General features: G+C 65.8%; 23 protein-coding genes. 10 read left to right on the forward strand and 13 right to left on the reverse strand.

Annotation, left to right across the window (positions count from 1 at the left end; all coding sequences use genetic code 11):
• The first annotated feature begins 35 nt into the window (after window positions 1-35).
• Window positions 36-3,071 carry an AAA family ATPase gene (locus IM777_RS02825; RefSeq protein ID WP_194384568.1) on the forward strand — a complete coding sequence of 1,012 codons (3,036 nt, stop codon included), beginning with the start codon at window positions 36-38 and terminating at the stop codon, window positions 3,069-3,071.
• A 19-nt stretch (window positions 3,072-3,090) separates the two neighbouring features.
• On the opposite strand, the gene IM777_RS02830 is transcribed toward IM777_RS02825, so the two are convergent.
• Window positions 3,091-3,612 carry a hypothetical protein gene (locus tag IM777_RS02830; RefSeq protein WP_194384569.1) on the reverse strand — a complete coding sequence of 174 codons (522 nt, stop codon included), beginning with the start codon at window positions 3,610-3,612 and terminating at the stop codon, window positions 3,091-3,093.
• A gap of 609 nt (window positions 3,613-4,221) precedes the next feature.
• On the opposite strand from IM777_RS02830, the gene IM777_RS02835 reads away from it, so the two are divergent.
• From IM777_RS02835 to IM777_RS02855, 5 genes are all read left to right on the forward strand, one after another.
• Entirely contained in the window at window positions 4,222-4,473 is a 252-nt protein-coding gene (locus IM777_RS02835) for a hypothetical protein (protein WP_194384570.1), read from the forward strand.
• 309 nt (window positions 4,474-4,782) lie between these two features.
• Entirely contained in the window at window positions 4,783-5,724 is a 942-nt protein-coding gene (locus IM777_RS02840) for a hypothetical protein (RefSeq protein ID WP_194384571.1), read from the forward strand.
• Window positions 5,714-6,064 carry a GntR family transcriptional regulator gene (locus IM777_RS02845; RefSeq protein ID WP_228480925.1) on the forward strand — a complete coding sequence of 117 codons (351 nt, stop codon included), beginning with the start codon at window positions 5,714-5,716 and terminating at the stop codon, window positions 6,062-6,064. The genes IM777_RS02840 and IM777_RS02845 overlap by 11 nt, the downstream gene beginning before the upstream one ends.
• Before the next feature lie 231 nt (window positions 6,065-6,295).
• Window positions 6,296-6,886, forward strand: a complete 591-nt coding sequence (locus IM777_RS02850; protein WP_228480926.1) for an RNA polymerase sigma factor — start codon at window positions 6,296-6,298, stop codon at window positions 6,884-6,886.
• On the forward strand, window positions 6,849-7,904 hold the full coding sequence (locus tag IM777_RS02855; protein WP_194384572.1) for a CU044_5270 family protein: 1,056 nt from the start codon (window positions 6,849-6,851) through the stop codon (window positions 7,902-7,904). Before IM777_RS02850 ends, IM777_RS02855 begins: the two co-directional genes overlap by 38 nt.
• Window positions 7,905-8,210: 306 nt before the next feature.
• Here IM777_RS02855 and IM777_RS02860 read toward each other — a convergent pair whose 3' ends face one another.
• Window positions 8,211-8,717, reverse strand: coding sequence for a hypothetical protein (locus tag IM777_RS02860; RefSeq protein WP_194384573.1), 507 nt, complete (start codon window positions 8,715-8,717; stop codon window positions 8,211-8,213).
• A gap of 330 nt (window positions 8,718-9,047) precedes the next feature.
• Between IM777_RS02860 and IM777_RS02865 the strand changes: the two genes are divergently transcribed.
• Together IM777_RS02865 and IM777_RS02870 are read left to right on the forward strand one after the other, a co-directional pair.
• Entirely contained in the window at window positions 9,048-10,262 is a 1,215-nt protein-coding gene (locus tag IM777_RS02865; RefSeq protein ID WP_228480927.1) for an LCP family protein, read from the forward strand.
• Between the two features lie 10 nt (window positions 10,263-10,272).
• Window positions 10,273-10,689, forward strand: a complete 417-nt coding sequence (locus IM777_RS02870; RefSeq protein WP_194384575.1) for a hypothetical protein — start codon at window positions 10,273-10,275, stop codon at window positions 10,687-10,689.
• Window positions 10,690-10,827: 138 nt separating this feature from the next.
• Here the strand turns inward: IM777_RS02870 and IM777_RS02875 are convergent, their stop codons facing one another.
• Window positions 10,828-11,265: a hypothetical protein gene (locus IM777_RS02875; RefSeq protein ID WP_194384576.1), complete on the reverse strand. Its 438-nt coding sequence runs from the start codon at window positions 11,263-11,265 to the stop codon at window positions 10,828-10,830.
• A gap of 187 nt (window positions 11,266-11,452) precedes the next feature.
• Here IM777_RS02875 and IM777_RS02880 point away from each other — a divergent pair, with 187 nt between their 5' ends.
• Window positions 11,453-12,508 (forward strand): hypothetical protein, encoded by a 1,056-nt coding sequence (locus IM777_RS02880; protein ID WP_194384577.1) that lies wholly within the window; start codon window positions 11,453-11,455, stop codon window positions 12,506-12,508.
• A gap of 165 nt (window positions 12,509-12,673) precedes the next feature.
• Window positions 12,674-13,354 (forward strand): DsbA family protein, encoded by a 681-nt coding sequence (locus IM777_RS02885; RefSeq protein ID WP_194384578.1) that lies wholly within the window; start codon window positions 12,674-12,676, stop codon window positions 13,352-13,354.
• Window positions 13,355-13,369: 15 nt separating this feature from the next.
• On the opposite strand, the gene IM777_RS02890 is transcribed toward IM777_RS02885, so the two are convergent.
• The 10 genes from IM777_RS02890 to IM777_RS02935 all read right to left on the reverse strand — a co-directional run bounded on the left by IM777_RS02890 (window position 13,370) and on the right by IM777_RS02935 (window position 23,305).
• Complete coding sequence (locus IM777_RS02890) at window positions 13,370-13,741, reverse strand: hypothetical protein (protein WP_194384579.1); 372 nt, start codon at window positions 13,739-13,741, stop codon at window positions 13,370-13,372.
• 230 nt (window positions 13,742-13,971) lie between these two features.
• Window positions 13,972-14,424 carry a single-stranded DNA-binding protein gene (locus IM777_RS02895; RefSeq protein WP_194384580.1) on the reverse strand — a complete coding sequence of 151 codons (453 nt, stop codon included), beginning with the start codon at window positions 14,422-14,424 and terminating at the stop codon, window positions 13,972-13,974.
• 34 nt (window positions 14,425-14,458) lie between these two features.
• Entirely contained in the window at window positions 14,459-14,920 is a 462-nt protein-coding gene (locus IM777_RS02900) for a hypothetical protein (protein ID WP_194384581.1), read from the reverse strand.
• 11 nt (window positions 14,921-14,931) lie between these two features.
• On the reverse strand, window positions 14,932-15,324 hold the full coding sequence (locus tag IM777_RS02905) for a hypothetical protein (protein WP_194384582.1): 393 nt from the start codon (window positions 15,322-15,324) through the stop codon (window positions 14,932-14,934).
• Complete coding sequence (locus IM777_RS02910) at window positions 15,321-17,087, reverse strand: type IV secretory system conjugative DNA transfer family protein (protein WP_228480928.1); 1,767 nt, start codon at window positions 17,085-17,087, stop codon at window positions 15,321-15,323. Before IM777_RS02910 ends, IM777_RS02905 begins: the two co-directional genes overlap by 4 nt.
• Before the next feature lie 57 nt (window positions 17,088-17,144).
• Complete coding sequence (locus IM777_RS02915) at window positions 17,145-18,416, reverse strand: MinD/ParA family ATP-binding protein (protein WP_194384584.1); 1,272 nt, start codon at window positions 18,414-18,416, stop codon at window positions 17,145-17,147.
• Complete coding sequence (locus tag IM777_RS02920; RefSeq protein ID WP_194384585.1) at window positions 18,413-20,014, reverse strand: hypothetical protein; 1,602 nt, start codon at window positions 20,012-20,014, stop codon at window positions 18,413-18,415. The genes IM777_RS02915 and IM777_RS02920 overlap by 4 nt, the downstream gene beginning before the upstream one ends.
• A complete protein-coding gene (locus IM777_RS02925; protein ID WP_194384586.1) occupies window positions 20,014-21,504 on the reverse strand; it encodes an SCO6880 family protein in 1,491 nt (496 codons plus the stop codon). The genes IM777_RS02920 and IM777_RS02925 overlap by 1 nt, the downstream gene beginning before the upstream one ends.
• The gene (locus IM777_RS02930) at window positions 21,501-23,006 is read right to left on the reverse strand and encodes a hypothetical protein (RefSeq protein ID WP_194384587.1); all 1,506 of its coding nucleotides are present in this window, start codon (window positions 23,004-23,006) and stop codon (window positions 21,501-21,503) included. The genes IM777_RS02925 and IM777_RS02930 overlap by 4 nt, the downstream gene beginning before the upstream one ends.
• A complete protein-coding gene (locus tag IM777_RS02935) occupies window positions 23,006-23,305 on the reverse strand; it encodes a hypothetical protein (RefSeq protein ID WP_194384588.1) in 300 nt (99 codons plus the stop codon). The genes IM777_RS02930 and IM777_RS02935 overlap by 1 nt, the downstream gene beginning before the upstream one ends.
• Window positions 23,306-23,319: the final 14 nt, after the last annotated feature.

Here is a 23,319-nt window from a genome sequence, read left to right on the forward strand (position 1 = left end):
TCGTAGGTTAGACATTATTGGCGTACTCTGAGCGCATGCGCGGAGGCCTCGAACGCTGGAAGCGGGGTGTCGAATCGCAGGGGGTTCGGCAGGCGATGGCCTACGCGTTCAAGGGAAGCTGTGACTCTCACCTCCGCAGCGTCACGGGCATCGAGGCGCTCGCCGCCTATGGTGGAGGAGACGCCGCCTGCGTCACTCGGTTCACCATCGAGGCCGGCGTCATCACGAGCGACGGACTCGACGCCGGTGAGCTACGCCGTTGGGTCGACGGGCGCGACCCACACACCAACGACGCGCGTGGTCGCGAAATCAGATCACCGCACGCCGACCTTCTCCTCGATGGCACAATCAATGCTCCGAAGTCATACAGCATCGCCGCGCTGATCAACGACGACCTGGCGACCGAGTTCGAAGCCCTGCAAAGCCGCCTTCGCACCCAGATCATCACGACCTGGCAGCGAGAGCTGAATGCTCGCCGTGGCGCCGGGGGCAGCATCCGAGAATCGCTTCGCCGCATCGAAGTGGTCGAACTGCAGCACCGACGGTCGCGGGCGCTCGACCCGCACATCCACCGGCACCTGTGGCTGAACGTCAAGGTGCTCGGCGAGGACGGCAAGTGGTCGAATGTCGATTCCCGTGTCGCGATGAAGCTCCACACCCTCATCAACGCCGAGGGGGAACTCGCGGCTCGCACCGACCCGGAGTGGATCGACGCACTTGCGCGAAACGGATACTCCCTCGACGACGCGGGCGAGATCGCCGAACTCGCGCACGCCGTCCGTCCGCTCTCGCGGCGTTCGAACCAGATCGAGGCAAACCGTGCGAAGTTGCTGCTCGAGTGGCGGTCGGAGCATCCGGGACAGGAGCCCGACCACGACGTACTGCAGCACATCGACCGGCTTGCCTGGGCGAAGAACCGTCCGAACAAGCCCGGCGTGGTGGATGAGTCCGAGTGGGCGGAGCTCATCCGCGACGAGCTGCGCACGATCGACCCCGACCTGCTGCGGCCGCGGTCCACCAAGAACCTGCAGGCGGTGGCCATCCAGGATGTCGATCGAGACCTGCTTGCGGCGCGGGCGCTCGTAGACGCCGACTCCCGCTCGGCTGCATGCGGTGGAAGGTTCAGCGCCTACGACCTGCGAGCGGGCGCAACGCGCGCAGTTGCGGCGTCCGGGGTCGTCGCCTACCGCGACGATCTGCAGGAGCTCATTGACGACGTCATGGCGCGGGGTCTCGATCACACCGTCGACCTGCTCGGGGCCGAACGCGAGCGGCCGGAGCACATCAAGGGCTTTATGGCCGCCACGACCGCGGGGCTGAAGGTCGAGCTGGCCGCGCGGTTCGATGCGCTCACGCGGGCGGGGCAGCCGGTGGGTCACGACGACATTGCCGACATCGCTGACCTGGTCCTGGACGCCGACGTGACGCTCGACGAAGGTCAAGCGGATGCTGCGGCCGCGATCGCTGGCACGGACCGTCTGGTGTCGGTGACGGGGCCGGCGGGCGCGGGCAAGACAACGATGCTCCGCGTCGCGCGTGCCGCGCTGCAGCGGCAGGGACGGCAGCTCGTTGTGGTCGCGCCGACGAAGAAGGCTGCGTCGGTCGCGGGACGGGAGATCGGCGCGACCGCGTTGAGCCTGCACGCGCTGCTCGCCGACCATGGCTGGCGCTGGGGTCGCGACGAAGCCGGTGCCGAGGTGTGGACGCGGCTGCGGGTCGGCGATGCGGATCCGCGCACAGGTGGGATGTTCGCTGGGCCGCGTCGGTTCGCGCTGCGGCCGGGTGATCGGGTCGTCGTCGACGAGGCGGGAATGGTGGATCTGCACACTGCTTCGGCGCTGGCGGCGGTCGCTGCGGAAACTGGCGCCGGCGTCGCGATGGTCGGCGACCACCTCCAGGCCATGCCGGTCGGCCACGCCGGCGCGATGGCGTGCATGACCCGCCGCGCTACTGCCGTCGTCGAGCTGACTGCGGTGCATCGCTTCCGCGACCCGGACTATGCCGCGCTCACGCTGCGCATGCGGGAACCGGCGTCGCGCGATGATGCGCTCGCCGTTGCGTCCGAGCTCGATGCGCGGGGTTCGATTCGCCGGGTGACGGATGCTGCGCAAGCCAGAGACGTGATGGTCGACGCCTGGTTCCGCTGGGCAGCGACGCGCCGACGCGTGGCGCTGGTGACGAGCACGAACGAAGAGGCGGACGCGATCAACGAGGCGATCCAGGAGCGGCGGGTGGAACTCGGGCAGCTGCACGCTGGCCGACTGGCCATGGGGCAGGGGGAGCAGCGACTGCTCGAGGGGGACGTTGTGCAGACACGGCTCAATGATCGAGAGGCTGACGTGGAGAACCGAGCGTTGTGGACGATTCGTCGGATTGGTTCTTCGGACATCGTCCTGGTCGCGCTAGGGGACAGTGGCGATACGCGGCGAGTGCCGCTCGAGTATGCAGCGGAACATGTGCACTTGGCCTACGCCTCGACCGTGCACGGCATCCAGGGCGAAACGACGGATGCATCGATCGTTGGCCCCGGCGTCGACGCTTCGGGGCTCTACGTGGGGATGACACGCGGGCGGTTGCACAACGAGGCGATCGCAGTCGGGTGGAGTTCGGATGCCGCGCAGGAACATGTCGCGGACAGCATGATGCGCGGCGCCCAGGAGGTGAGCATCGACGACTCGGTGCGGGCCGCACGGAATGAGCTTGGACGTGCGGCTCGTGCTTCGGCGGTTCCACGTAGGGAGAGTGACGCCGCGGGCGTACGCCCTGACCATCCATCGGATGCGGCTCACCGTCGCGAATGGCTAGAGTCCGCCACCGATGCCTTGGCCTCACTCGAAGCTCAGATCGCGGGCGAGGCGGCCGTGCACCACGCGCGCGGGTCAGCTGACTCGAAGAGGTGCGAGGCTCTGATGCGTCAACGGGATCGAGTCCGTCTCGCTATCGATGAAATCGGTCGGGCTCACGAACGAACGGCCCCAGAGGTGCCAAACCTCGCAGCCCCCCACCGGGACCACGTGCGCGCTCCGCATGCGGTGAATCACGCCGTCGACCATGCCTCGCGTGGTCTCTAATGTGGGCAGCGAAAGCTTCTTATCCGTGGGGTCGAGGGCGAGTGGCTGCTGAGTGCGCCATCTCTTGGCGGGGGCGCCTTGTGAAGATTGGTTGAAGTGCAAGTGTGGCGACGGCGACCAGCGCGGTGGTCGCCGCGAGGCTGTCTCGTCCTCCGTACTTGAGCCATCCCAGCACCCCTCCGCTGTAGGGAACATCGCCGAGTTCGCGAACTGCTGGTCCGAACTCCCACGCCGTGTAGGCGGCGATCACCAGCGCGAACGTCACGACGGCGAACGCAATATTGGCAGCTGCCGCCGAACCGGGTGTGAGTCGGACCACGCTGATGACGAGCCCGCTGATTGTCACGCTGCCGACGATCGCCGTGACGGCGAGGATCAGCGCTGGGACGTGCGGGCCGACAACGATCTCGATGTCGTTGGTAACGGGGTGCAGGGCTACTCCGTCGTGAGCGGCTGATACGCGCATGCTGAGGTATCCGAGAACGAGTACAAATACCGCCCCCGCGACCGCGCCAACTGCTGCCCACGTCAGTTGCCTCATGCGGCGCCACGATACGCAAAGAGTCGCCGCGTCGCGACCGGCGCGCATCCTCCCATCATTGGTGCATGGTTGCGCGGGCTGCATCGGACCGTGATGGGAGCGGGCTGAGTCGCTTCGGTACGGTTGGGGCATGCTGTGGAGGCGGTACTCGAAAGTGGTCGCCCTCGCGTTTCCGGTCGGTGGTCTCGGTGGGGTGATTCTGGCGTCGCTCGTCTACTTCGGTGGGAACCCGGACTATCGCAGTCAGGGTGGACTGTCGGCGTTCATGTACCTGGTGGGAGCGGGGGGTCTGCTGGGACTGGGGAGCGCCGTAGGCGCAGTGCTCGGGGCAACTCTGATTCTGCTCGTATGTGATCGGCGCCTCCAGAGGTCCTCCGGGGCGCGAATTGGACTCGGCGTGGTGGGGTCGGCGGCCGGGGCTGCTGCAGTGTGGGTGATCGTTGGAGCGATGGACAACGCGCTCGCGCCTACGGGTCGTCCTTGGCTCTCGACTTCGTTGATGGTTTCAGGCCTGGCCGCTTTGTGCGCCGCTGGGGCCGCCTGGCTGATGATCGGGTTGACTGAGAGACGAGCATCATTGTCACGCCAGGACCGGGAGCGGATCGGCGCATGGTCGGGCTGATCGCGAGCTTCATCGTCGGCTCCCTGGCCATGGTCGGCGGTGTGCTTATCGTGCGGCACCGCGTGCATCTCTACGAAGGGACTCGTCGCAGACAGCGGCGGCTGGTGGGCAGGAACGCTGCCGGAGCATTCGAACGACTACAGCGTCCGTTCTGGGTGGGGTTCGTCGGAGTATGGTTCGTCGCCATTGGAATTGCGGTCATTGTCAGCGGCGTTATCCGGATTGCCTCTGCCTCCTGAGGGGCTGTTGTGCGGGTCGCCGGCGTGGAGCTGGATGCCCATGAGTGGTGGCAAGAACGAAGGTGGCGCTAGCTGCCGTGTTCGGTGAGGATGCGAGACAAGGCGAGCGTGGCGTTGAGAACGACGGGAGTGGGCGTGCGCAGTTCGACCCACCCGTCCGCCCACTGATCCAACAGGCTGAAGCGATGCACTTTCGGGGGTCGCCGATGCCGTGACGATTGTCGTCCTGCCGATCGACAGGTCTTGCCTTCTGTGTCAGTCTGATGACACAGTTACTGTACTGTCATCTTGGTACAGGGGGTTCTGGATATGTCGATACTGACGGTGATGGTCTTCGCTGTGGCAGCACTGGGAGTGCTGATCGGGGTGGTGATCTTCCGCCGGTCATCCAGCGGGCGTGAATCAGCGTCGTCATTCACGGGTGCGGTGATCGCTGCACTGGTTATCGGAGTGGCGCTCGCGGGCGAGTTCCTCGTGTTGGGAAGTGGGAGCTGGCCGTTCAGGTCGATGGGGGCCCCGACTGGCCTTGAGATGGTCTCGTGGCTGTTCGGTATCCCGGGGGAGTGGCAGTTTGTTGCGCCGCTCATCCTCGGCCTCGTCGGTGTTGCACCGCTTCTTGCTCCGGATACCCGGGGTGTCCGCAGCGGTGGCGCGACGGTGGCTCGTCGGACGATCCTGTCCTTTGTGCCGCGTGGGTGGGCCGTCACGTGTGGAGTGTTGGCTCTCGTAGCCGTTGGCCTCACCCTCATCGGCGGTGGGATGTCATCCCCCGATGGAGATGGCCGGTTCACCATGTGGGCGCAGGACGTCGGTGTGGGCGAGGTGGGCACCCTGGTGTACGGGTGGGCGTACTCGTGGCCGAGTCTGATCGCTCTGGGCGGGCTCATCGGCGCAAGCACCATCGCGCTGGCGATCATCGCGCACCCGCCGCTCGGTGCCGATGAGCAGAAGGACCGAGCACGCCGCCGCTCACGTAGCCGAGCGGTCGTCGCGACGGCGTCGGGTGGTCTCTTCTTCCATATCGGCGCCGTGCTGATCTTCTTCGCGAAAACCGCGAGCTTGAAGGCAGGGGTGTTCGTCGATGAGGATGTCGTGCCGGTCTTCCCTCCGTTTGCAGCAGCCGGTCCCTTCATTCTTCTTCTTGGGGTGGCTGCGATCGTTTCCGGGTTCGCGGTGTGGACCGCATTGTTGCTGACCCACGCCCGCGACGCGGTCGCCGCACGTCAGAGGGTCGCGGCCCGTGCGCATTGAACTGTCCGGTTCTACTCCACCGGCCGATCAGATCGCGGATCAGCTCCGCGGCTCAATCTCTTCCGGGCAGCTCCTTCCGGATGAGCGCCTCCCGTCGGTCAGGCAGCTTGCCCGGGATTTAGCGGTTGCCCCGGGAACCGTCGCGAAGGCCTACCGCTCCCTGGAGGGCGAGGGTTTCGTCACCGCGCGACCGGGTGGCGCCACCCGCGTCAGCCCGCACGCGAGTCCAGCGAGCGCGCGAGTACTTAGCGCTGCGCGAGCTCTGTCAGCCGAGTGCGCTCGGGCGGAGCTGTCAGCGGATGACGCGGTGCGCATCCTTCGCGCCGTCTGGGGCAGCTGAGCGGGGCCCTGGCCTGAGATACGCAATCGGAAGCGGCAGACACGATCAGCGTGCGGTGACTGGTCGCCAGATCTGAATCTGTGGAAACGTGCACGCGTCGGGAACGATCGCGGTCTTGCAACACGCCACTCGACACCGACGGCTGACACCGGCACCTGGGATCGGAGTCGCGTGGCGGAGCGATCTGGGGATTGCCGTGAACTGTTGGGGCGGGATCGGACAATACCTGGTGTGGGTGTTGATGACGGCGAGATCATCGCTCGCTCTGTTGAGGAGCGGGCGGTGTTCGCGGAGATCTATGACCGTCATGAGCGGGTGGTGTTCCGGTATGCGGCGCGGCGGGTGGGGGTCGCGCATGCGGATGACATCGTGTCGGAGACGTTTCTCGTCGCGTATGACCGGCGGGAGTCGTTCGATGGGTCGGATGCGCGCCCGTGGTTGTTGGGTATCGCGACGCGTCTGATCGGGAAGTTGTCGCGGGAGGAGGCGCGGGCCTGGCGGGGGATGGTCGCTGCTGATCTTGCTCGCGTCGACACGGATGCGTTTGACGCAGCTGATGATCGGTTGGATGCTGACCGGCTCGCGCGACGGCTGGGGCGCATGCTTGCGCGGTTGCCGGCCGGGGATCGGGACGCGTTGCTGCTGTACACGTTCGCTGACCTGGACTACGAGGGAGTCGCCTCGTCACTGGGCGTCCCTGTGGGGACGGTTCGGTCTCGGTTGAACAGGGCGAGGCGGAAGCTGCGCGCTGCGTTGGCGTCGTTGGGAGATGTGGAGAAGAACCATGGACGAGATTTCGTTCCTGCGCCGAGTGCGGACTGATATCCCCGACCGGTCACCCGAAGCGGTGACCGCCGGACGTGCGGCCCTGTTCCAGGTCATCAACGACGCGGATCGGAGACCAACGGCATCGCAACGGCCGCAAGTTTCTCTGGGGGGTCGTTGGGTCACCGTGTCGGCTGTCGCCGGGGTGGCGGCGGTCGTCGGGGTGGTCGCGGTGAGCGTGGTGGGTGTCGGCGGCGGTGAGGGCGCCGATCCTGCGGCGGCGAGTGTGTTGGAGGACGCGGCGTCAGCCACTTTGCGCTTCGACGACCCCGTCGTCGGGGAGGGGCAGTATCTCCTGGTGGAGTCCGATGGGGTCTCTGTGGGCGCGGGGTATCTCTCTCAGGAGGTGACCGCGTACTTCCTGGGCGGGGTGCACTCGGAGCTGTACGTCCCGGCAGATATGCAAGAGGACTGGATCTGGGTACAGTGCGCCGCGGTGCCCGTCGAAACGTTCGGGGACGAGTCCGAGCAACTTGCGGACATCATGACCGGCGACGATGTGGACATGTTCCGACGCGCACCCGGTGGGGAACTCTACGAGGACGCGAACATCATCGGCAACGTCGACTACGCCACCCTCCCCCGAGACCCCGATGCGTTGCTCGAGCGCATCTACGAGCTGACGACAGCCCTTGAGGGGGGTCCTGCCGGGAAGTCCCGCGATGGTGCAGCGCTGACCTTCATCGCCGACACGCTGCGGGTCGGCACCGTACCGGCTGACCTTCGGGCCGCGCTGTACCGGGCCGCGGCGCGTATCCCGGGAGTCACCATCACCGCCGACCAGGCCACACTCAACGGCACGACCGGAATCGCGATCGGGCGGCTCGAGGCCGAAGGAAACCTGCAGCAGGACATCATCCTCGACTCAGATACCGGTCAGTTCATCGGCGAACGCCAGATCGCCATCGACGGCGACGACATCCTCCCGCCCGGAACAACCACCGCCTCGACGGCTGTGACCACCCGCATCGTCGACGCTGCACCCGACGACAGCTCCACCTGCAACTCCGAGTGACCAAGAGGCCCCACGCCATGGACTCCATCGCCCTCGCTATCCCCGCACTGCTACTCGTCTTCAGCTGCGTCGGCGCCATCGTCGCAGCGCGTGAAGCACTACGCCGTCGAGAACGGTGAGGCCGGCATGCGGTGGGTGAGGCGAAATGCGTTCGCTGACGGTCTGAGTGAAACGGTTCGGCATCTGTGACCCCGCTCTGTCGGTATCGTGTCCCCGCGAGACTCCCACGCCGCAGGGACAGCCACCGCGTTCCCGCAGCACAGATCCATCACCATGTCGCGAGCGGCGGCCGTCGTGGTCGTGGGCTTAGTCTCCGACACTCTCGGGCAGGATGTCTTCCGTCCGAACCGGCGCAACGTCCAATCGTGGGTCCTTGTGTAACTGCTCGAAGATTGGCGCCTCCGCGGCCATGATGAGTGAATCCGGATAGAGTCGACCGCCCCACGCCAATTGGGTCTCGGAATCCCAGGCGAACTCGGGCACCCGTCTACCTGATTCAACGTCAGCTGGAATCAGATCAGCTGCGTGGTAGTCCTCACCGTGTACGTGCACAGGCGAGGCGGATGGCGCAACGCCGTATCCCACCCATCGAAGGCATCGAAGCGTCATGTCGCCGATGGCATCGCGCAGCGCTTCGGCGGTCGAGCTATCGAGCACTCCCATGCACGAGACCAGTTCCCGAACCCTCGCCTCGGTCGCGGCAAGGTGGTGTGTAGCTTCGAACCAATTCACCGATGCCGGATACTCGTCGACGTCGACGTACCGCGACCACCGCACGGAGTTGCCGTCGCTGTCGATGAAGGGCAGATACACGCGGAGCATCCGCAGATGTCGGTGTGACGCTGGGATGAATTCGCGAGCGGAGGCGTGCCATCCCGACGGCTCCAGCTCCACTGTCGGCCGCGTCATGCGTCGACCGTAGCGAACCCTGCTGCTCGTCGCGTGCGTGCACCTGTCCGCGGAGTTCGATGAAGAAACTCGCGATCACCTTGGGTTGTAGCGACGATCGTGGCGCTGGAGGCCAATCCGCCGCCGGGTTCTCCCTGAGCCGCTGGTCTAGGGTGGCGGGAGTTGCTTCGGAGGGGGAGCGGGATGGGTCGGCGAGTAACGCTGGGGCGACATGCGCGGTTTGGATCGCCGTCGGTGTTCAGGCAGCTCTTGAGCCTGCTGGGAATCGCGGTGGCTGTGGTAATGGTCGCTTCGGTGGCGGTTGGTGCGTACGTGGTGGGCAGTCTTCGCGGGTCGCTGTCTGAAGAAGCTGTGGCGTTGGAGGCAGAAGTTGCTGAACCGCCGTCGTTGGGTCCGTACGAGAGCGAGTTCACCTTGTTGCTTGTCGGGACGGATGAGTGCGAGGAAGAGCTCCGTGCGCAGCTGGGCGCCCGGTGCGAGGGCGCCGACGCGGGCGGACAGCTCAACGACGTGAACATGCTGATGCACGTATCGGCGGAACCGCGCCGGGTGACGGTCGTCTCATTCCCCCGTGATCTCGAGCTGCCGATCCCGTCCTGTGCTAGTCCGGATGGATCAGTGGTCTCGGCGATGTCGAAGCAGCCGCTGAACTCCGCGTACAGCTATGGCGAGTTGGGGTGTGTCGCCAAGACGATCAGTGATCTGACGGGGCAAGAGATCCCGTTTGCGGCAAAGGTGAGTTTCGGCAACGTGGTGAACATCACCGACGCGATCGGCGGGGTGGAGGTGTGCATTGGAAACGGTGGCATCCGTGATCCCCACACGGGGATCGATCTGCCGGCTGGGATGCACACTGTCCAGGGGTTCGATGCCCTGCAGTTCTTGCGGACTCGCCACGGTGTCGGGGACGAGAGTGATCTCGCACGGATCGGAAACCAGCAGCAGTACATGTCGCGGCTGGTCCACAAGCTTCGTAGCGATGAGATACTCACGAATCTGCCGGTCGTCCTCGACCTCGCGAACACGGCCGCACGGAACATCACCCCGAGCGAGAGCCTGACGGATCCGGTACGAATCGTTCAGCTCGCATTGACGTTGAAGGACGTGCCGTTCGATGACATCACCTTCGTGCAGTACCCGGTTCTGACAGACCCCGACAACGCGAACCATGTCGTTCCCGACCGGGCGGCCGCGTCGGTGTTGTGGGACGCGCTGGAACGTAACGTTCCCATTGATGTCTCGGGAAAGACCAATTCCAACGGTGGCGTCATTGACGCGAACCCGCAGGAACAGCCCGAGCCGACCCCTGACTCGACAGCCACACCTCCCACACCGGTGCCCACAGGGACTGGCGCGGCCGAGGACCGCGCCGTGCTGCCAGAGAACATCAATGGTGTCGACGCGACAGTCGAAACCTGTTCCGCTGGGAACGTTGCCGCCAATGGCTAGCCCCACAGAGGTGACGACACGAGGCAGTGCAGTCTTCTTTGTGATGGCCTGGTTCGGCGTTCTGGCCGGCTTCACGATGCCGGTGTTCCAGAAGTTCAGCGTTGCCGGAAACGCCGGCTATGCATGCCTCACCCACCTGCCGCAAGACTTCCTCGCCTCATCCACCTCGACCGTTGATGGTGCGCGGCTTCTCGCGGCTCACGAGACTGCTCTCCCAGCAGGACGCTACTGCGAATGGGCCACGGCCACGGGCGAAGTCGTCTCTTATCAAACAGGATGGGCGACGACGGCGATCGCGGGCGTCGCCACAGCCGGTGTTGTCGTCATGACCATCATGGCCCTCAGGAACGACCGGCCGAGCTCAACGCCCCTGACCCTCACCCCGGTTGTCCTCACGGCCCTCTGCTGGGTCTGTGTCTGTCTCTGACGTTGACCCGCGTGGCGTTTACCGCCAGGTGTGAGCGGCTGGCGGGGATTATGCGCGGAAATAGCCGACGGGCCTGCACCGATTCCGGGACAAGCGCGGTCGTGGGGGCTGTGAGGTCGTCCTGCGGATGGGGCCCGGTCAGCGGATCGCGGCGTGCGCCCAGACCGCTGTCCACCCCAGGGCGAGGAAGAACAAGGCGACCATGGGCAGGAGACGCTGCACCGGTGTGAGCTGATTCCAGCGAGCTAGAGCGGCGATCGCCGCCACTAAACCCACGATTGTTCCCACGATCGCCAGAGCGGTGGCGTCATCACCTGTCTGAACGGTGACGGTTCCGCCGCCTACCGCTTCATAGATGCACGCTCTCCCGATGGGCATGAACGTCACGTCGGCAACGACTTGCGGGGTGCTGCCGAGGACGACAGCGGTGTCTGGTGCGCTCTCACGAAAGCAGGCTCCATCCCCTCCGCGGGAGTAGCCGTATTGAAGCAAGAAAGCGACCCAGACAGCCGCCTGGCTGACCAAGCTCGTGATGATGAGCCACGTTGCCTGAGACGCCTGTGTCGCTTTCGTCATCTGACTAGTCTTCACACTTCGCCTGTGAGGCCACCGGCCACACGGCCCTTTTTCGCTCGGCGAACCGCCCAGCAGCGGCCGACCCCACTCCGCGATCGGCCACTGGTGGCCGGAGCCTAGGCAACTCGGATGAGGTACTGGCCGGCTGTCGGTCCGGCTCTTCGACTCACCCTGGCAGGATGTGGGCATGTCCATAACGGCGAAGCGGGCACCTCGCGACCGCGGCCCGAACGAGCCAGTGCTGGCATCGACGTGGCATGGCCTCGGGGTTATCGTCATCACCTTCGCTGCGATGGTCCTCGCGGACCTGACCATGTCGTATGTTCTCGTCTTTGCGGCGTTCGGTGCCTTCCTTGCCCTCCTCATCGTCCCCGTCGTCCTCGCCATCCTCGCGGCCGTCATGGCCGCCGTCGCGAAAGCGTTCACGGGACGCCGGAGGGTGCCCGGAGCCATCGTCATAGCGGCGCTCCACACCGGGCTCTGCGCGGCGGGGTTCGTTGGCATGGTGGGCGGCAACCTTCGCTCATTCACGCTCGGGGATGATGCGGTTGTGCATCTCGCTGTTGCGGGGCTGTGCGCGCTCGGGTTCGGGTTGTTTCTCGGGCCCTGGCCGCTGCGCATCCTCGGAGGTGCGGCTCTGCTCGCCGTCCCCATACTGCTGAGTGCCCTGCCTACCGATGCCGAACGGATAGCTGAGCGAGCGGCGGAGGAAGCTGCACAGGAGAGGGCGGTGGAGGTCGAACGGTACATTGCGGACGGGACACCCCCGTTCATCACCGAGCTGGAGGGATGGGAGAACGTCTCGGTCCGCCCGACCGGATCATCGGCCGGCACCACGCTGCTCAGCGACGATGATGCCTCCGCCACCGTCATGGTGGAGAGGATCGGCAGTGAGGGAGACATGGACCCGGCATACCCTTGCATGCGAATGTCTCGAGGCGATGGGGACAGCCCAGCCGTGGACGGTGAGCTTCCCGAGTGGTGTGTGAAGACGGACACTGGGTGGGAACGCGCGGACGGACTCGCCGCCGCCTACATGGAGGGCGACCACCTCGTGATCGTCGAGGCGGCAGCAGAGAACTCGGTGATCGCGACAACCGAAGGCTGGCGATCTGCCACTCCGGAAGAGATCGCGGCGCTGTCGACCACTCTGCGCCCAATGACCGACATGGAGATCGAACAGTGGGTGCTTCCCGTATACGACTCCGTTCGCACCCTGGACATCGACACCCCTGGCCTTTGACTGCTGGCCGCGCAGTTGACGTCGTTCTCGGTGAGGATTACGCCAGGCGAGCGATGGTCGACGGTCCAACTCGTATCCCTCGCGGCCGTTCTATGTCTCTCGTGTGAGTTTGCCCGCGTCTTGGCAGGGAACTGATTCGATGCGTGGGAGGAGAGGGGAACGCTCATGGCATCGACGAGGGATGGCGGAACGAACTGGTTCGCGATCTGGGTGACGACCGTCGCCGTGGCCGCGGTCCTCGCGGTGACTGTTCTGGTTGTGTGGATGAACAACTCAACATCGACCCCGCAGGCAGCTCCTCAGGCCGCGATGGTTGATGGGGACACCGGCGCGATCATGGTCGGCACGGGTGCTGCGGATGTCGAGGTGTACTTCGACTTCTACTGCCCCCACTGCCAGCAGTTCGAGCAGGTATACGGGCCCGCGATCAGCGGCCACCTGGACCGCGGCGACATCACTCTCCACATGCACCCGGTAGCCCTGGGCACGCTGAACGCCGCATCCGGCACCGACTTCTCCCAACGCTCAGCGAGCGCACTGTACTGCGTGGCCGAGACCTCTCCTGAAGCGGCGCACCCGTTCATGGAAGCCGTCTTCGATGCGGCCCCGACCGGTCCCGGACTGACCGATAAGGAGCTGATCGAACTGGCGTCGGATGTCGGGGCTACCGACATCACGTCCTGCGTAACCGACCGTAGCTATGTCGACTTCGTCGACGCGCAGACCGGCAGCCTTCCCGAGAACCCCGATACCGGATCCGTGGGGACACCCGCTCTCCTGGTCAACGGCGAGTATGTCGTGTTGACGGGAGACCCCGACGCCGACATCACTGGCCGTATTCCATAGAGGTCTGACGCCGCATTACCCAGGCGAGAACCCGGGCAACCAGGCGATCAACAGGTACGAGGCGATAGGCGCGATGGCGAGCAGGACGACGCCTGCGATCGTCCATGCTTGTGTGCGGCGCTGTCCGATCAGCGCCAGCAGCATGGTCGCAACATAGATGACCACGACGATTATCGTCGTAACAAGCGCGGTGCCGGCGCGATTGGAAGCGAAGCAGTTCCGTGGGGCGGGATCCACCGCGGGACAAGCCAGTGGCCCCCAGGGGACAGCAGCGAACCAGATAAGCGCGATCGTCCCCGCCATCAGCAGCGTCGCCGCGACAATCAGCCCCCAGGAGATGGAAGCGCGGACAACGCGACCCCGGGTCGCCGCACTGTTCCTCGTCACAAGCTGACCCTACGAGACACTGGCGCGGAAGTCCCCTATCGCGCCACCGAGTCGAGAGTTGACCATGCGACGTCGATCACGCACAGCCCCTCCCGGCGGCGCCGGGCGATTGACACGCAGGCTCCGACGACGCTGACGGCAAACAGGGCGACGGGCAGGACGCACAGTTCAGTACGGGAAAGCGGCGCGGGAGTACGATGATTCCCACGCCGCTCTCCTGTTGCGATGGGTTAGCGAGCGAGCTCGGCACCGGTGTACGAGACCGGTGCTGCTACCGGCCCCGTAGCGGATCTCTCCGCGGCGGGGCCGTTAGCTTTTGGGGCGCGCTCGACGGCGACGGCGGCGTACTTGAGCGAGGCGCCGACGTTGTCCGCGACGATGTCGCGGGTCTCACGGCTCTGGCCTGTCTCCTTGTCGACATAGCTGCCGAACCGGAGGTCGCCGGCGACGATGACGGCGTCGCCCTTGTGGAGCGAGGTCGCCACGTTGCGTGACTGCTGGTTGAACACGACGACGCGGTGGAACACTGTGCCCGCGTCCTCCCAGCGGTTCGTCGCTTCGTTGAGGCGACGATCGTTGACGGCGATGGTGAACCGGGCGTACTCATTGCCCGAGTCGCTTGCGCCATGCTCGGGGTCACCGGTGAGGTTGCCCTCGATCGTGACCGGAATCTTGGTCGTCATCTTTCTTCCTTCCCTTCAGGAGACACGACGTGTCTCAGCTGGCGTGGCTCTGGTCGATCCACGCGTCCCATTCCGCCTCGTCGGTGGCGCCGGCCCACGATCGCGGCTTCAGCTCGTCGTGCCCACTCGTGCAGCCCGATCCTGCCCGTTGCAGGCGTCCCTTGGCCTGGGCGAGGCGTTCGTGCCACCCGATGGGGCCGAATCCGGTGTCGTTCGAGTCAAAGGAGGCCTGATGAAGGATGTGCAGTGCGGAAAGCTCCTCGACGAGCTCGCCGTGCTTCCACCAGCACGGCGGAACGAGGCTGATGGGGAGGTCGTAGCGCACGGTGAACCACTCGACCCATTCCCTCAGCGAGGTCCACGCCGCTCGTGCGTCGGCCGGCGAAAGGTGCCGCCAGTCGATCGGCGGTACTCCGGTCGGCTCGGCGGGGTGATCGAGGATCGGCGGACCGGCGAGCTGTGCCGCGACCATGGCCTCGATCTCTTCAGGAGTCATCTCTCGCTCGTTCATGCCGCCTCCTGAACGTGGGACAACTTCCGCCGAAGGATGTTCAGGGCGATCGCCGACGCTGCGCGCCGGCCGCGATGGTGAGCGAGGACGCGATCGTGCTCGATGATCTGGTGCAGCATCCCGTGGCAATACGGATGCAGCGGCACAAGGTCGGTGTGACGCTCGAACGCTCGCCACGAGTCGCTGACGAACTGGACGCCGCTATAAGTGACATGGTGCAGTTCGAGCTGATGCTCGGTGGCGGGCAGATCGCATCCCGCGCACCTCAGCGGGCATCCGAGTCGGTTCTGCTTGCGGAACCATCGGGCGCGGCGCGCCCGCCATGCTGGCGAGGACAGGAACTGCGTCCGGTACGTGTTGCGTGTCCGAGGCTTGCGACGGTTACTCACCCCTCACTCACCTCCTCAGGTCCCGGCGTTATCCGTGCGTGGTGTCTTTGGATGAAGACCGCCTGCTGCTCTCGTTCCATGGCGCGTTTAGTGGTCTGGATGTCGTCCGCATCGCGTCGCTCGTCCCATCCGGTGAGGTCGAGGAGCGTGCTGCGGCGGTTGCGGTAAGCCAGAAGGCCGACGCTCGGCGGCATCCGTCGAATCTCGTCGACCGACATCAGGGGAAGACGTTCGTGATGTTCGCTGGTGGAGTGCCCTGACTCGCGCGTGGACCACGAGCGCTGTGTGCGCGTCCTCTGCCGGCTCCCGAGGATGGCTTCGATGTCGCGAAGGTGACTCACGTTCGAAGCGCCGCCGAGAACGACCTTCGCGGTTGCCGCAGCCCAGATCGTCTCCGCCTCTGCACGCGACCAAGAGGTCTCGGCTTGAGATAGCGCCTGCAGCACGATGAACGTGCAGATGCCGCGCCCGCCACCGTCGGCCATGATGCGCGGGAGGTTGCCCCACCGGAACATGTTCGCGATCTCATCGAGGATGAGCCCGAGGGGATGCTGCAGCCGCGCGCCCGGAGACGAGACGGCCCGGGCGCGAGCGACCTCGACGATGTCGTCGAGCAACGCGCCGATGAAGCCGCCCATGGCTCCCGCGCCCGCCGCGGAGCCGATCAGGTAGAGGGTGTTCGCGTCGTCGAGGAACTCCTCCGGATCGAAGACCGGTTCGCCAGGACGCGGTGCGAGGGACTCGCGGATCTGCGGAATCGACAGAGGCGCCACTGCGCCTTGGACACCGAACCAGATCGACGAGACGAGCTTGTCGTCGGAGGAGAGTGTCGCGTCGAGGGCGTCGCCCCAGCCGGGTGCGCCGTCGGACCGCAGGATCGACACAGCGCCCTTCCGCGCGAGAACCGGGCTGGTACCCCACTTGTAGAAGTCGTCGATCGTGCAGTCCCCGACGGCAGCCGCGTGAAGGAGGCGTCCGAGCACCACACCGGCCGCTTGCGCCCACTCGCCGTTGATCGAGGAAGCGCCGATCGCCGTGCCGGTGATGATGGCGTTGCCTCGCTGTGTCGCGACCAGAGGGTCCTCGCATCCCGCGAACGGCGAGATCCGCGTCGGATGCCGCACCCCGGTGAGTTCCTGTGGGTCGAAGACGTGCACCTGCCCTCGGCGCTCGCGCATGCGCATGGTGGCGGTGAGGTTGTCGTTCGTCGTGGATGTCGTGATCAGCGGACCTGACCAGTCGAGGATTGCGGATATCAGCACGCGGAAGCCTTTGCCCGATCGCGGCGGACCTTCCAGGACGACCGAATCCTCTATCGAGACGAACACCTCGCTGCCGCGTGCACGACCGACGCGCCATCCGACATCGGTCGGCTTCGGGTGACGGATGTCGGGCCGCAGGTGCGGTGCGCGGCGCAAAACGGCCTTGGCCGAGAGGTCTTGACGAACCTCTGCGGTATTCGCGAAGCCCGGTCGTGCGAGCAGGTCGGCGACGAACGCGCGGTCGGATTCCGTGTAGCGGCGGTAGGCGATAACGCCGGCGGCCGTGAGCGCAGCGATCAGCGCGAGGACGACATAGTCCGCGACGATGATGTGCGCGCGCGGTATCTCGCAGCCCGCCGGCGCTGCGTAGGTGGCCGAATCGCCGCTGAGAGCGAGCCAGAGCCCGGAGAAGAAGTGGTCCGCCGACGGGCGGGCGCCGCATGCGATCCACGTCACGAACTCGGCCATGAACGAGAACGCGAGGTTGAGGAGGACGGCCATCGCGATCAGGATCGCGATCCCCTTCCCGAGTATCCCCTGGCTCATATCGTTGTCCCGTCAGAGGCCCCGCGCCGCCGACGCGGCGACACGGATCCAGGCGTCGCGCGTCGTTGGACGGAGGCTGTCGAGGCGCAGCGGACCGGACTTGAGGGCGGGATCGAAGGGGATGCGCTGGACGGCGCGGACGTGACCGGCAAAGCTTTCCGCGATATGCGTTGCGGAGCGCGCACTGGGCTCTGCTTCGGTGACGACGACCACGGCGTTGTCGGCTAGCCATCGCGACCGTTCGTCTCGTTCGCGAAGCGCATCGAGCAGGAGCGCTGCGGACTCAGCGGACTCCGGCGAAGCCAGCGTGGGCACGACGAGCTGGTACGACGAGTCGACCATTCGCAACCAGCGATCCGCTGACTCGTCGTTCCCCGAATCGAAGATCACGACGCGGTAGTAGCGTGCGGCAACCTGCAGAAGCAGATCGAACTCGGCCGCCTTGATGCGCTGGTGCACGGCAAGCAATTCGGGGTTCGATCGCAGCACGTCGTACCGGTCGACCGGCTGGTGGTGAACGAATTGCGAGATGGCCGAGACGCTGGCGCCGGGTGCGAGGAGCTCGGGTGCGGCCGGCAGCAGATCCTTGATTGTCGTGTCGTAGCTGCCCTGCTCTGTGCGCCAGCCGAGCGTGCCTCGGGTGTCGTTGTTGTCCCACGCCAGGACATTGCCGCCTCCGTGGCGAGCGAACACTGCTGCGAGCATGGCCGTCGTCATGGTCTTGCCGACCCCGCCCTTGCCGTTTGCGACGGCGATGGTGCGGCATCCGGCCCACTGCTGCGAGACCACTCGTTCATTCGCGTTGCGCTCGAGTTCGGCGGGCGAGGGCCCGACTCCGAGACGGGCGAGGAGCACGCGCCATCCCCTGGCCGTCGGCTCATCCGATGTCGTCTTGATGAAGGAGGGGCGCGGGGTGGGCTCCGGCGCACGTCGTTTGCGGAGCGGCTCATGCCTCGAAGCTTCGCCGCTTGCCTCACCTCCCGGCTCCGACGGATCCACATGCGATGACTCGTCGACGACCGGTGGGGATGCAGTGGCCCGAGATGAGGCGATCGCGCCATCGGCGGTGATGAGCAGATGGTATTCGCCCCGGTCTCCTGTCGTGACGAGTTCCATAGGAGTGCCGGTGCGCCGCGCCTCCGCCACGGCACGGCCGACGATGATCTGGCGGATATCACGGGCTGCTGACGCGACGAGCGGTTCAACAAGACCTTCCGGTGTTGTGAAGGTTGCTGTGGGGCCGGTGACCGTTGCGAATGCGCGCGGCGTGGTGTCGAGACTCATTGCGGTGTCTCCTTCCAGGTCGGTGACAGCCAGCCGTCGAGGCTGGTGTCGATGGGGGAGTCGTCGGGCCAGAAGCGATCGAGTTCCGCGGTGTCGAACACGTGCAGAATCTCGCCGCCCTCGTCCTGCTGGAGCGCGCTGTCGGTTGCGAAGAGTTCGTACTCCCACGCGGTCGAGGTCGCGAAGCAGTCGACCGCGTACGCGTACTGGCCGACATAGGCGAGGAACACTCCCATCCGCAGTCGGCGCGCGTCTTCGACATGGGTCGCGGGGATGTTGAGGCGCTCGCGTAGAGCGGCGGCCTCTTGGTGGTTGACGCGGAAGATGAACTTGTTCTCGATGTCGCCGACGATCGAGTAGGCGAGGTTGCGTTCCTTCGAGTCGGCGTCGCCGACGGCATCCAGGTCGCCCATCTTGTGGAGGATGACGATGTTGCTGATGCCGTAGTGCCGCGACAGCTTGAGCCACTGCTGAAACATCTGCAGCGCGGCGAGGGATGTCATATCGCGCCAGCCCTCTTCGCGGATCAGGTATCGGGTGCGCTTGGCCGACCGGTCGGAGACGACCGCCTGAATCCACGCCGTTGTGCACACTTGTGTGAGCTGGGCGACGAGTTCGCTGCGTGAGAAGAGCTCGCTGGTGTCGACCACGACGATGGGCGCGTCGGCGTCGAACGCGACGGTCGACTCGTCTTCGAAGAGGCCGGACAAGTCGCCGTCGGCGAACCGGCGCAGCACGAACCGCGGCTGGACCGCGCCTTCGGCGAGCCGGAAGTCGGTGCCCGCGTCCTCGACGATCGTGCCGAGCTGCTCGTAGACGCTGCGCAGTGTCGGGTGATCGGCCGTGACCCGGATGCTGCGCTCAAGCGCCTCGTGGATGGCGGCGTGCTCGACCGCCGTCAGCCGTGTCGAGCCAAGCGCCATTTCGATGAGGGAAACGAGTGTCGTGATGCGGCGCTGCCGCACCATCTTCTCGTCCTGTTCGTCGTCGGCGTCCGTCCGTCGGGGACCCCGGTCGAGGGGATTGAGCCGAGCCGCACTGCCACCGCCGATCCGGATGACGACACCGCCTGGCACTGCCTCGGCGACCGTCACCCACTCACCCTTCGGGTCGGAGGGCACGACCGCCTGATGCCCGAACGCGAGCGAGCGGGTGACAAGGGTCTTCACGGTCGCCGACTTTCCGGCGCGGTAGGCGCCGAGCACGAGCAGGTTGGTCGAGAAGGTGCCGCGATCGGTCGAATCGGCGTAAGCCTCCCAGGGCGAGAAATGCCAGAGCGCGTCGGCGTTGAGGTCGACGCCGACGATAGGTCCGCGGTGACCAAGCCCGGCATCCGCGACGAAGGGATAGATGCCGGCGATCTGTCGTGACGTCGCTTGGTGAGCGGGGATGTTTGGCTGCGCAAGATTCCAGTACCCGCCCTCTGTCAGCCCGGGGCCGAATGGGCCAGGGACTGCGGCTTCGGGTAGTGCGCGGTCGCGGCGGTGCGTCTTCGGTGGGGGCTCGTTGTCCTCCGCTCGAGCGATCTCGCGACGGAGGTCGCGCTTCTGGCGCTTCGTCAGGTGGCCGGGCTCGAATACGGCAACGCGGCGGACCATCACTTCATCCCCAGCCCGATGGGCAGCACGTTGACCATCAGTGCTTCGGCCTGCTGGCAGTAAAGGATCTGCGGTTCCATGCCCGCTCGTGCGAGGGCGTTCCGCATCCCGGCGATCGCTTGGTCCAGCTTCTCCTCATCAGGTGCGGTGACCGTCAAGTAGGCGCCGTACCGGAACTCACCGTGCCCGGCCACGATCTCCTCCTCTCGGCGCTCGAGAGCGTCCCAGTCCGCGGCATCCGCAGCCGACCCGTCCACGCCCCGTTTTGCGCGGAGCCGCTCGTTGCCGCGCCAGATCTTCTTGTCGTCTTCGATGCGGCGCATCGCCTTCTTGACCGAGACCGGCGTGAGGACGATCGAGAGGATGTGGGTGATCGCCTCGCCAGTGGATGGCATACGCGCGAAGACGATGGGTTCGACGAATCCGACCGCGGTGTCGGATCGCGGCCACTCGTGAATCCACATCGTGGTGTGCACGCCGGAGTCGGTGTAGACGATGCCGTTCTTGCCGCGAGGCTCCTCCAAATACATCGGGCCGATGGCGACCGGGTCGACGCCGGCGTGCTCGTCGTCGCGGTTCTGCACGTTAGGGGCGAACTCAGGGTCGAACCCGATACGCGTGAGAGCTGCCACATCGCGCGCCGTGAGCCAACGACGCACGCGCATCCGCGCCGCATTGAGGGCGTCCGCGAGGTTTCGCGCCTCGAGGAGAGCGAGGGCTTTGACAGCATCCTGCCCACCGCCGAGCGCTTTCAGCTGCGGGCCGAGCGCGATGAGATCGAGCGTGAAGGTGAGGTAGTTGCGGTGTGACACGGCGAAAGGCTCGGACTTGTTAATCACGTCGTCGTAGTTGCGACCGATAGGCGAGCTCGTGTCAAGGCCGCGGCGAAAGACGATCGAGTCGTAGTGGTCGCGCGCGGCGCGAATGGTCGTCGGCAGAGTACGCTCCTGCAGCACTGCTCTCTTGATTCCCGGGCGCTGTGTGAACGATGCGAGCACCGGTGACCACTGCTGCGCGAGGTCGTATCGCTCGGCGACGTCCTTCATCAGGAACCCCTGCACCTCCACCTCGGCCGTCACTGTCACCGACCGGTCGTGCGGGTTGTAGACGCAGGCGATGCCATCGACGTCCCAGAGTTGGATCGACGCACGGATGCCGGGGAGGTTCAGTGTGCCCGCCAGCTGTACACGTTCGGGTCGGTAGACCTGCTTCGTGGCGCCCATCGTGTGTCGCACCTGCTTCATGAGCCACAGGCCGACTTGGCGCGGAGCTGAGTCGCCGTGCACCGTGACGAAAGCGAACGCGCCGACCGGAAGATAGAGAGGAACGGCGTAGAGGAGCCCGGGAGGACCGAAGCGGTTGACGGCGATCAACACCACGACTGCCGCGACGGTGACGCACGCGAGCTGCCACGGGTCCATGCCCATCACGACGCCCTGCCGTGAGCGACGGGGGAGCCGCACCGGTCGCGACAGATCCTGAGTCGTCATTGCGCTGTCCTTTCAGTTCGAGGTCGCGACGGCGTCGCCACGATTGGCTGTGCGGTCGTCGTCGTGCGTGGCGAGGATTGTGTGCTTGCGGTCGGAGGCTTTGTTGTGGGGGCGGGACCTGATCCGCCGGAAGTGCCGGGGGCGCCGGGACTTCCGGACGAGCCGTTCGTCCCGGCCGGAGGGCGAGCTGCGCCGCCGCTGGGTGCGGAGCCGCTGGACGTGGACGAGCTACCGGAAGCGCCCGGTCGCGGCGACCGTGACGGAGCCCCGGCCGGGGTGGCCCCGACGCGACTCGGGATCCGAGACACCGACCGAGCTGCTCCTGAAGCAGCTCGTCCAGCGCTGGACCCCACGCTCGAGCCCACCGAGTCCGCCGCGACGGCACCGACGAAGCTGAACAGGCCGAAGACCGCGAAAGGCGCGAACGAGACGAGGACGAGGCCGATCAGCAGCGGCCACGATTGCGGATCCCAGATCGTCTTCACCCCGGACAGCCCGTTGATGATGAGCGTGACGAATCCGATCGTGAGGGGCTCAGTGAGCAAGAGCACCACGACGGCGGACACGTATCGCACCACCCACTGCGGGCCCACCGCACGGGCGGGGTACAGCATCCACGCGATAGGCCCGACGGCGATCAGTGCCGCGAGCACGATGTTCCGGAAGGCGAAGACGAGCATCAGCAGCAGCATCCCGAGCATCAGGAGCGCATGGATGACAAACGCGAAGAAGTAGTTCGCCTGTCCGCCAGCCCACATGACGGATTGCAGAGTGGCGAAGAGGCCATCCGCTCCGTCGCGATTCATGACGTACCAGGTGAGGTCGTCGACCGCATTGAGGAGGTGGCCGGTCGCCCAGAGCGTGACCGCTGTGGCGGGAAAGGCGATGAAGCTCCGTACAAGCGCGCCGACGAGTTCCGCTCGGTCACCGGAGACGATTGCTGCGGCGATCGCCCACACCATCGCGCCGAACAGCACCGCGAGGATCGCCCACTGCCAGAAGGACCATTCTGCTGTGGCGGCCGTCCAGAGCGTCGACGAGGTGTCAAAGCGCATGTTCTGCGCGACGGTGAACATCATCGATGTCGATGCCAGCGCCATCCCACGCCCGGCGTTCTCGAATGTGACGCAGACGACGTCGCCGATGGAGCATCCGTACTCAACGAGGAGTGGCTTGCCGCCACTCGCCTTGATCGCCGAAATGTGGGCTTCATCCGTGGTGCAGACCGTCGCCTTGGCGCCGTCGACAAGGACGTTGATGAAACACTGCTGCGGCTTGATGTCGGCGGTGCTCTGCGGCGTGCAGGTGATCTGCGCGTCGAGTCGATAGCAGTCGACCGGGTATGCGGGCTCGGACCAGGGCTCTCCGGTGACGGGAGTGGGGTTCGCCGCTGCCGGTGCGATGGAGACGGATGCTGTTGCCGCGCTCGCCGGTGCCAGCGCAGTCAGTGTCAGCCCGAGGCCGAGCACAGCGCCGACGAGGAGGGAACGCAGAAGGCGCATCAGAAGCCGAAGTCGAAGTTGACGAACCATTGGAAGAGGCCGCTCGCAGCGCCCAGAACCGCGGCGGCGATGAAGATCCAGAGGATGTTCTCGCCCGCCCACGTGCGGACGCGGTCGGAGGCGAGTCCTCGGAAAGCGAGGGCAGCACCCGCGATGATCAGCATGATCAGAACGACGATCATTGCGCCGGCGAGGATATACGACGCGACGACCTGGAACCCCGCGAAGAAGGGCGCCGAGAAGTCCGGCTCGATGTCAGGGATATCGACTTCCGCCGGTGCTGTGAGTGTGTAGCGCATACTGCTCTCCTTTA

It is taken from the genome of Microbacterium luteum, assembly GCF_015277875.1.
In the GTDB taxonomy this organism is placed as follows: domain Bacteria; phylum Actinomycetota; class Actinomycetes; order Actinomycetales; family Microbacteriaceae; genus Microbacterium; species Microbacterium luteum.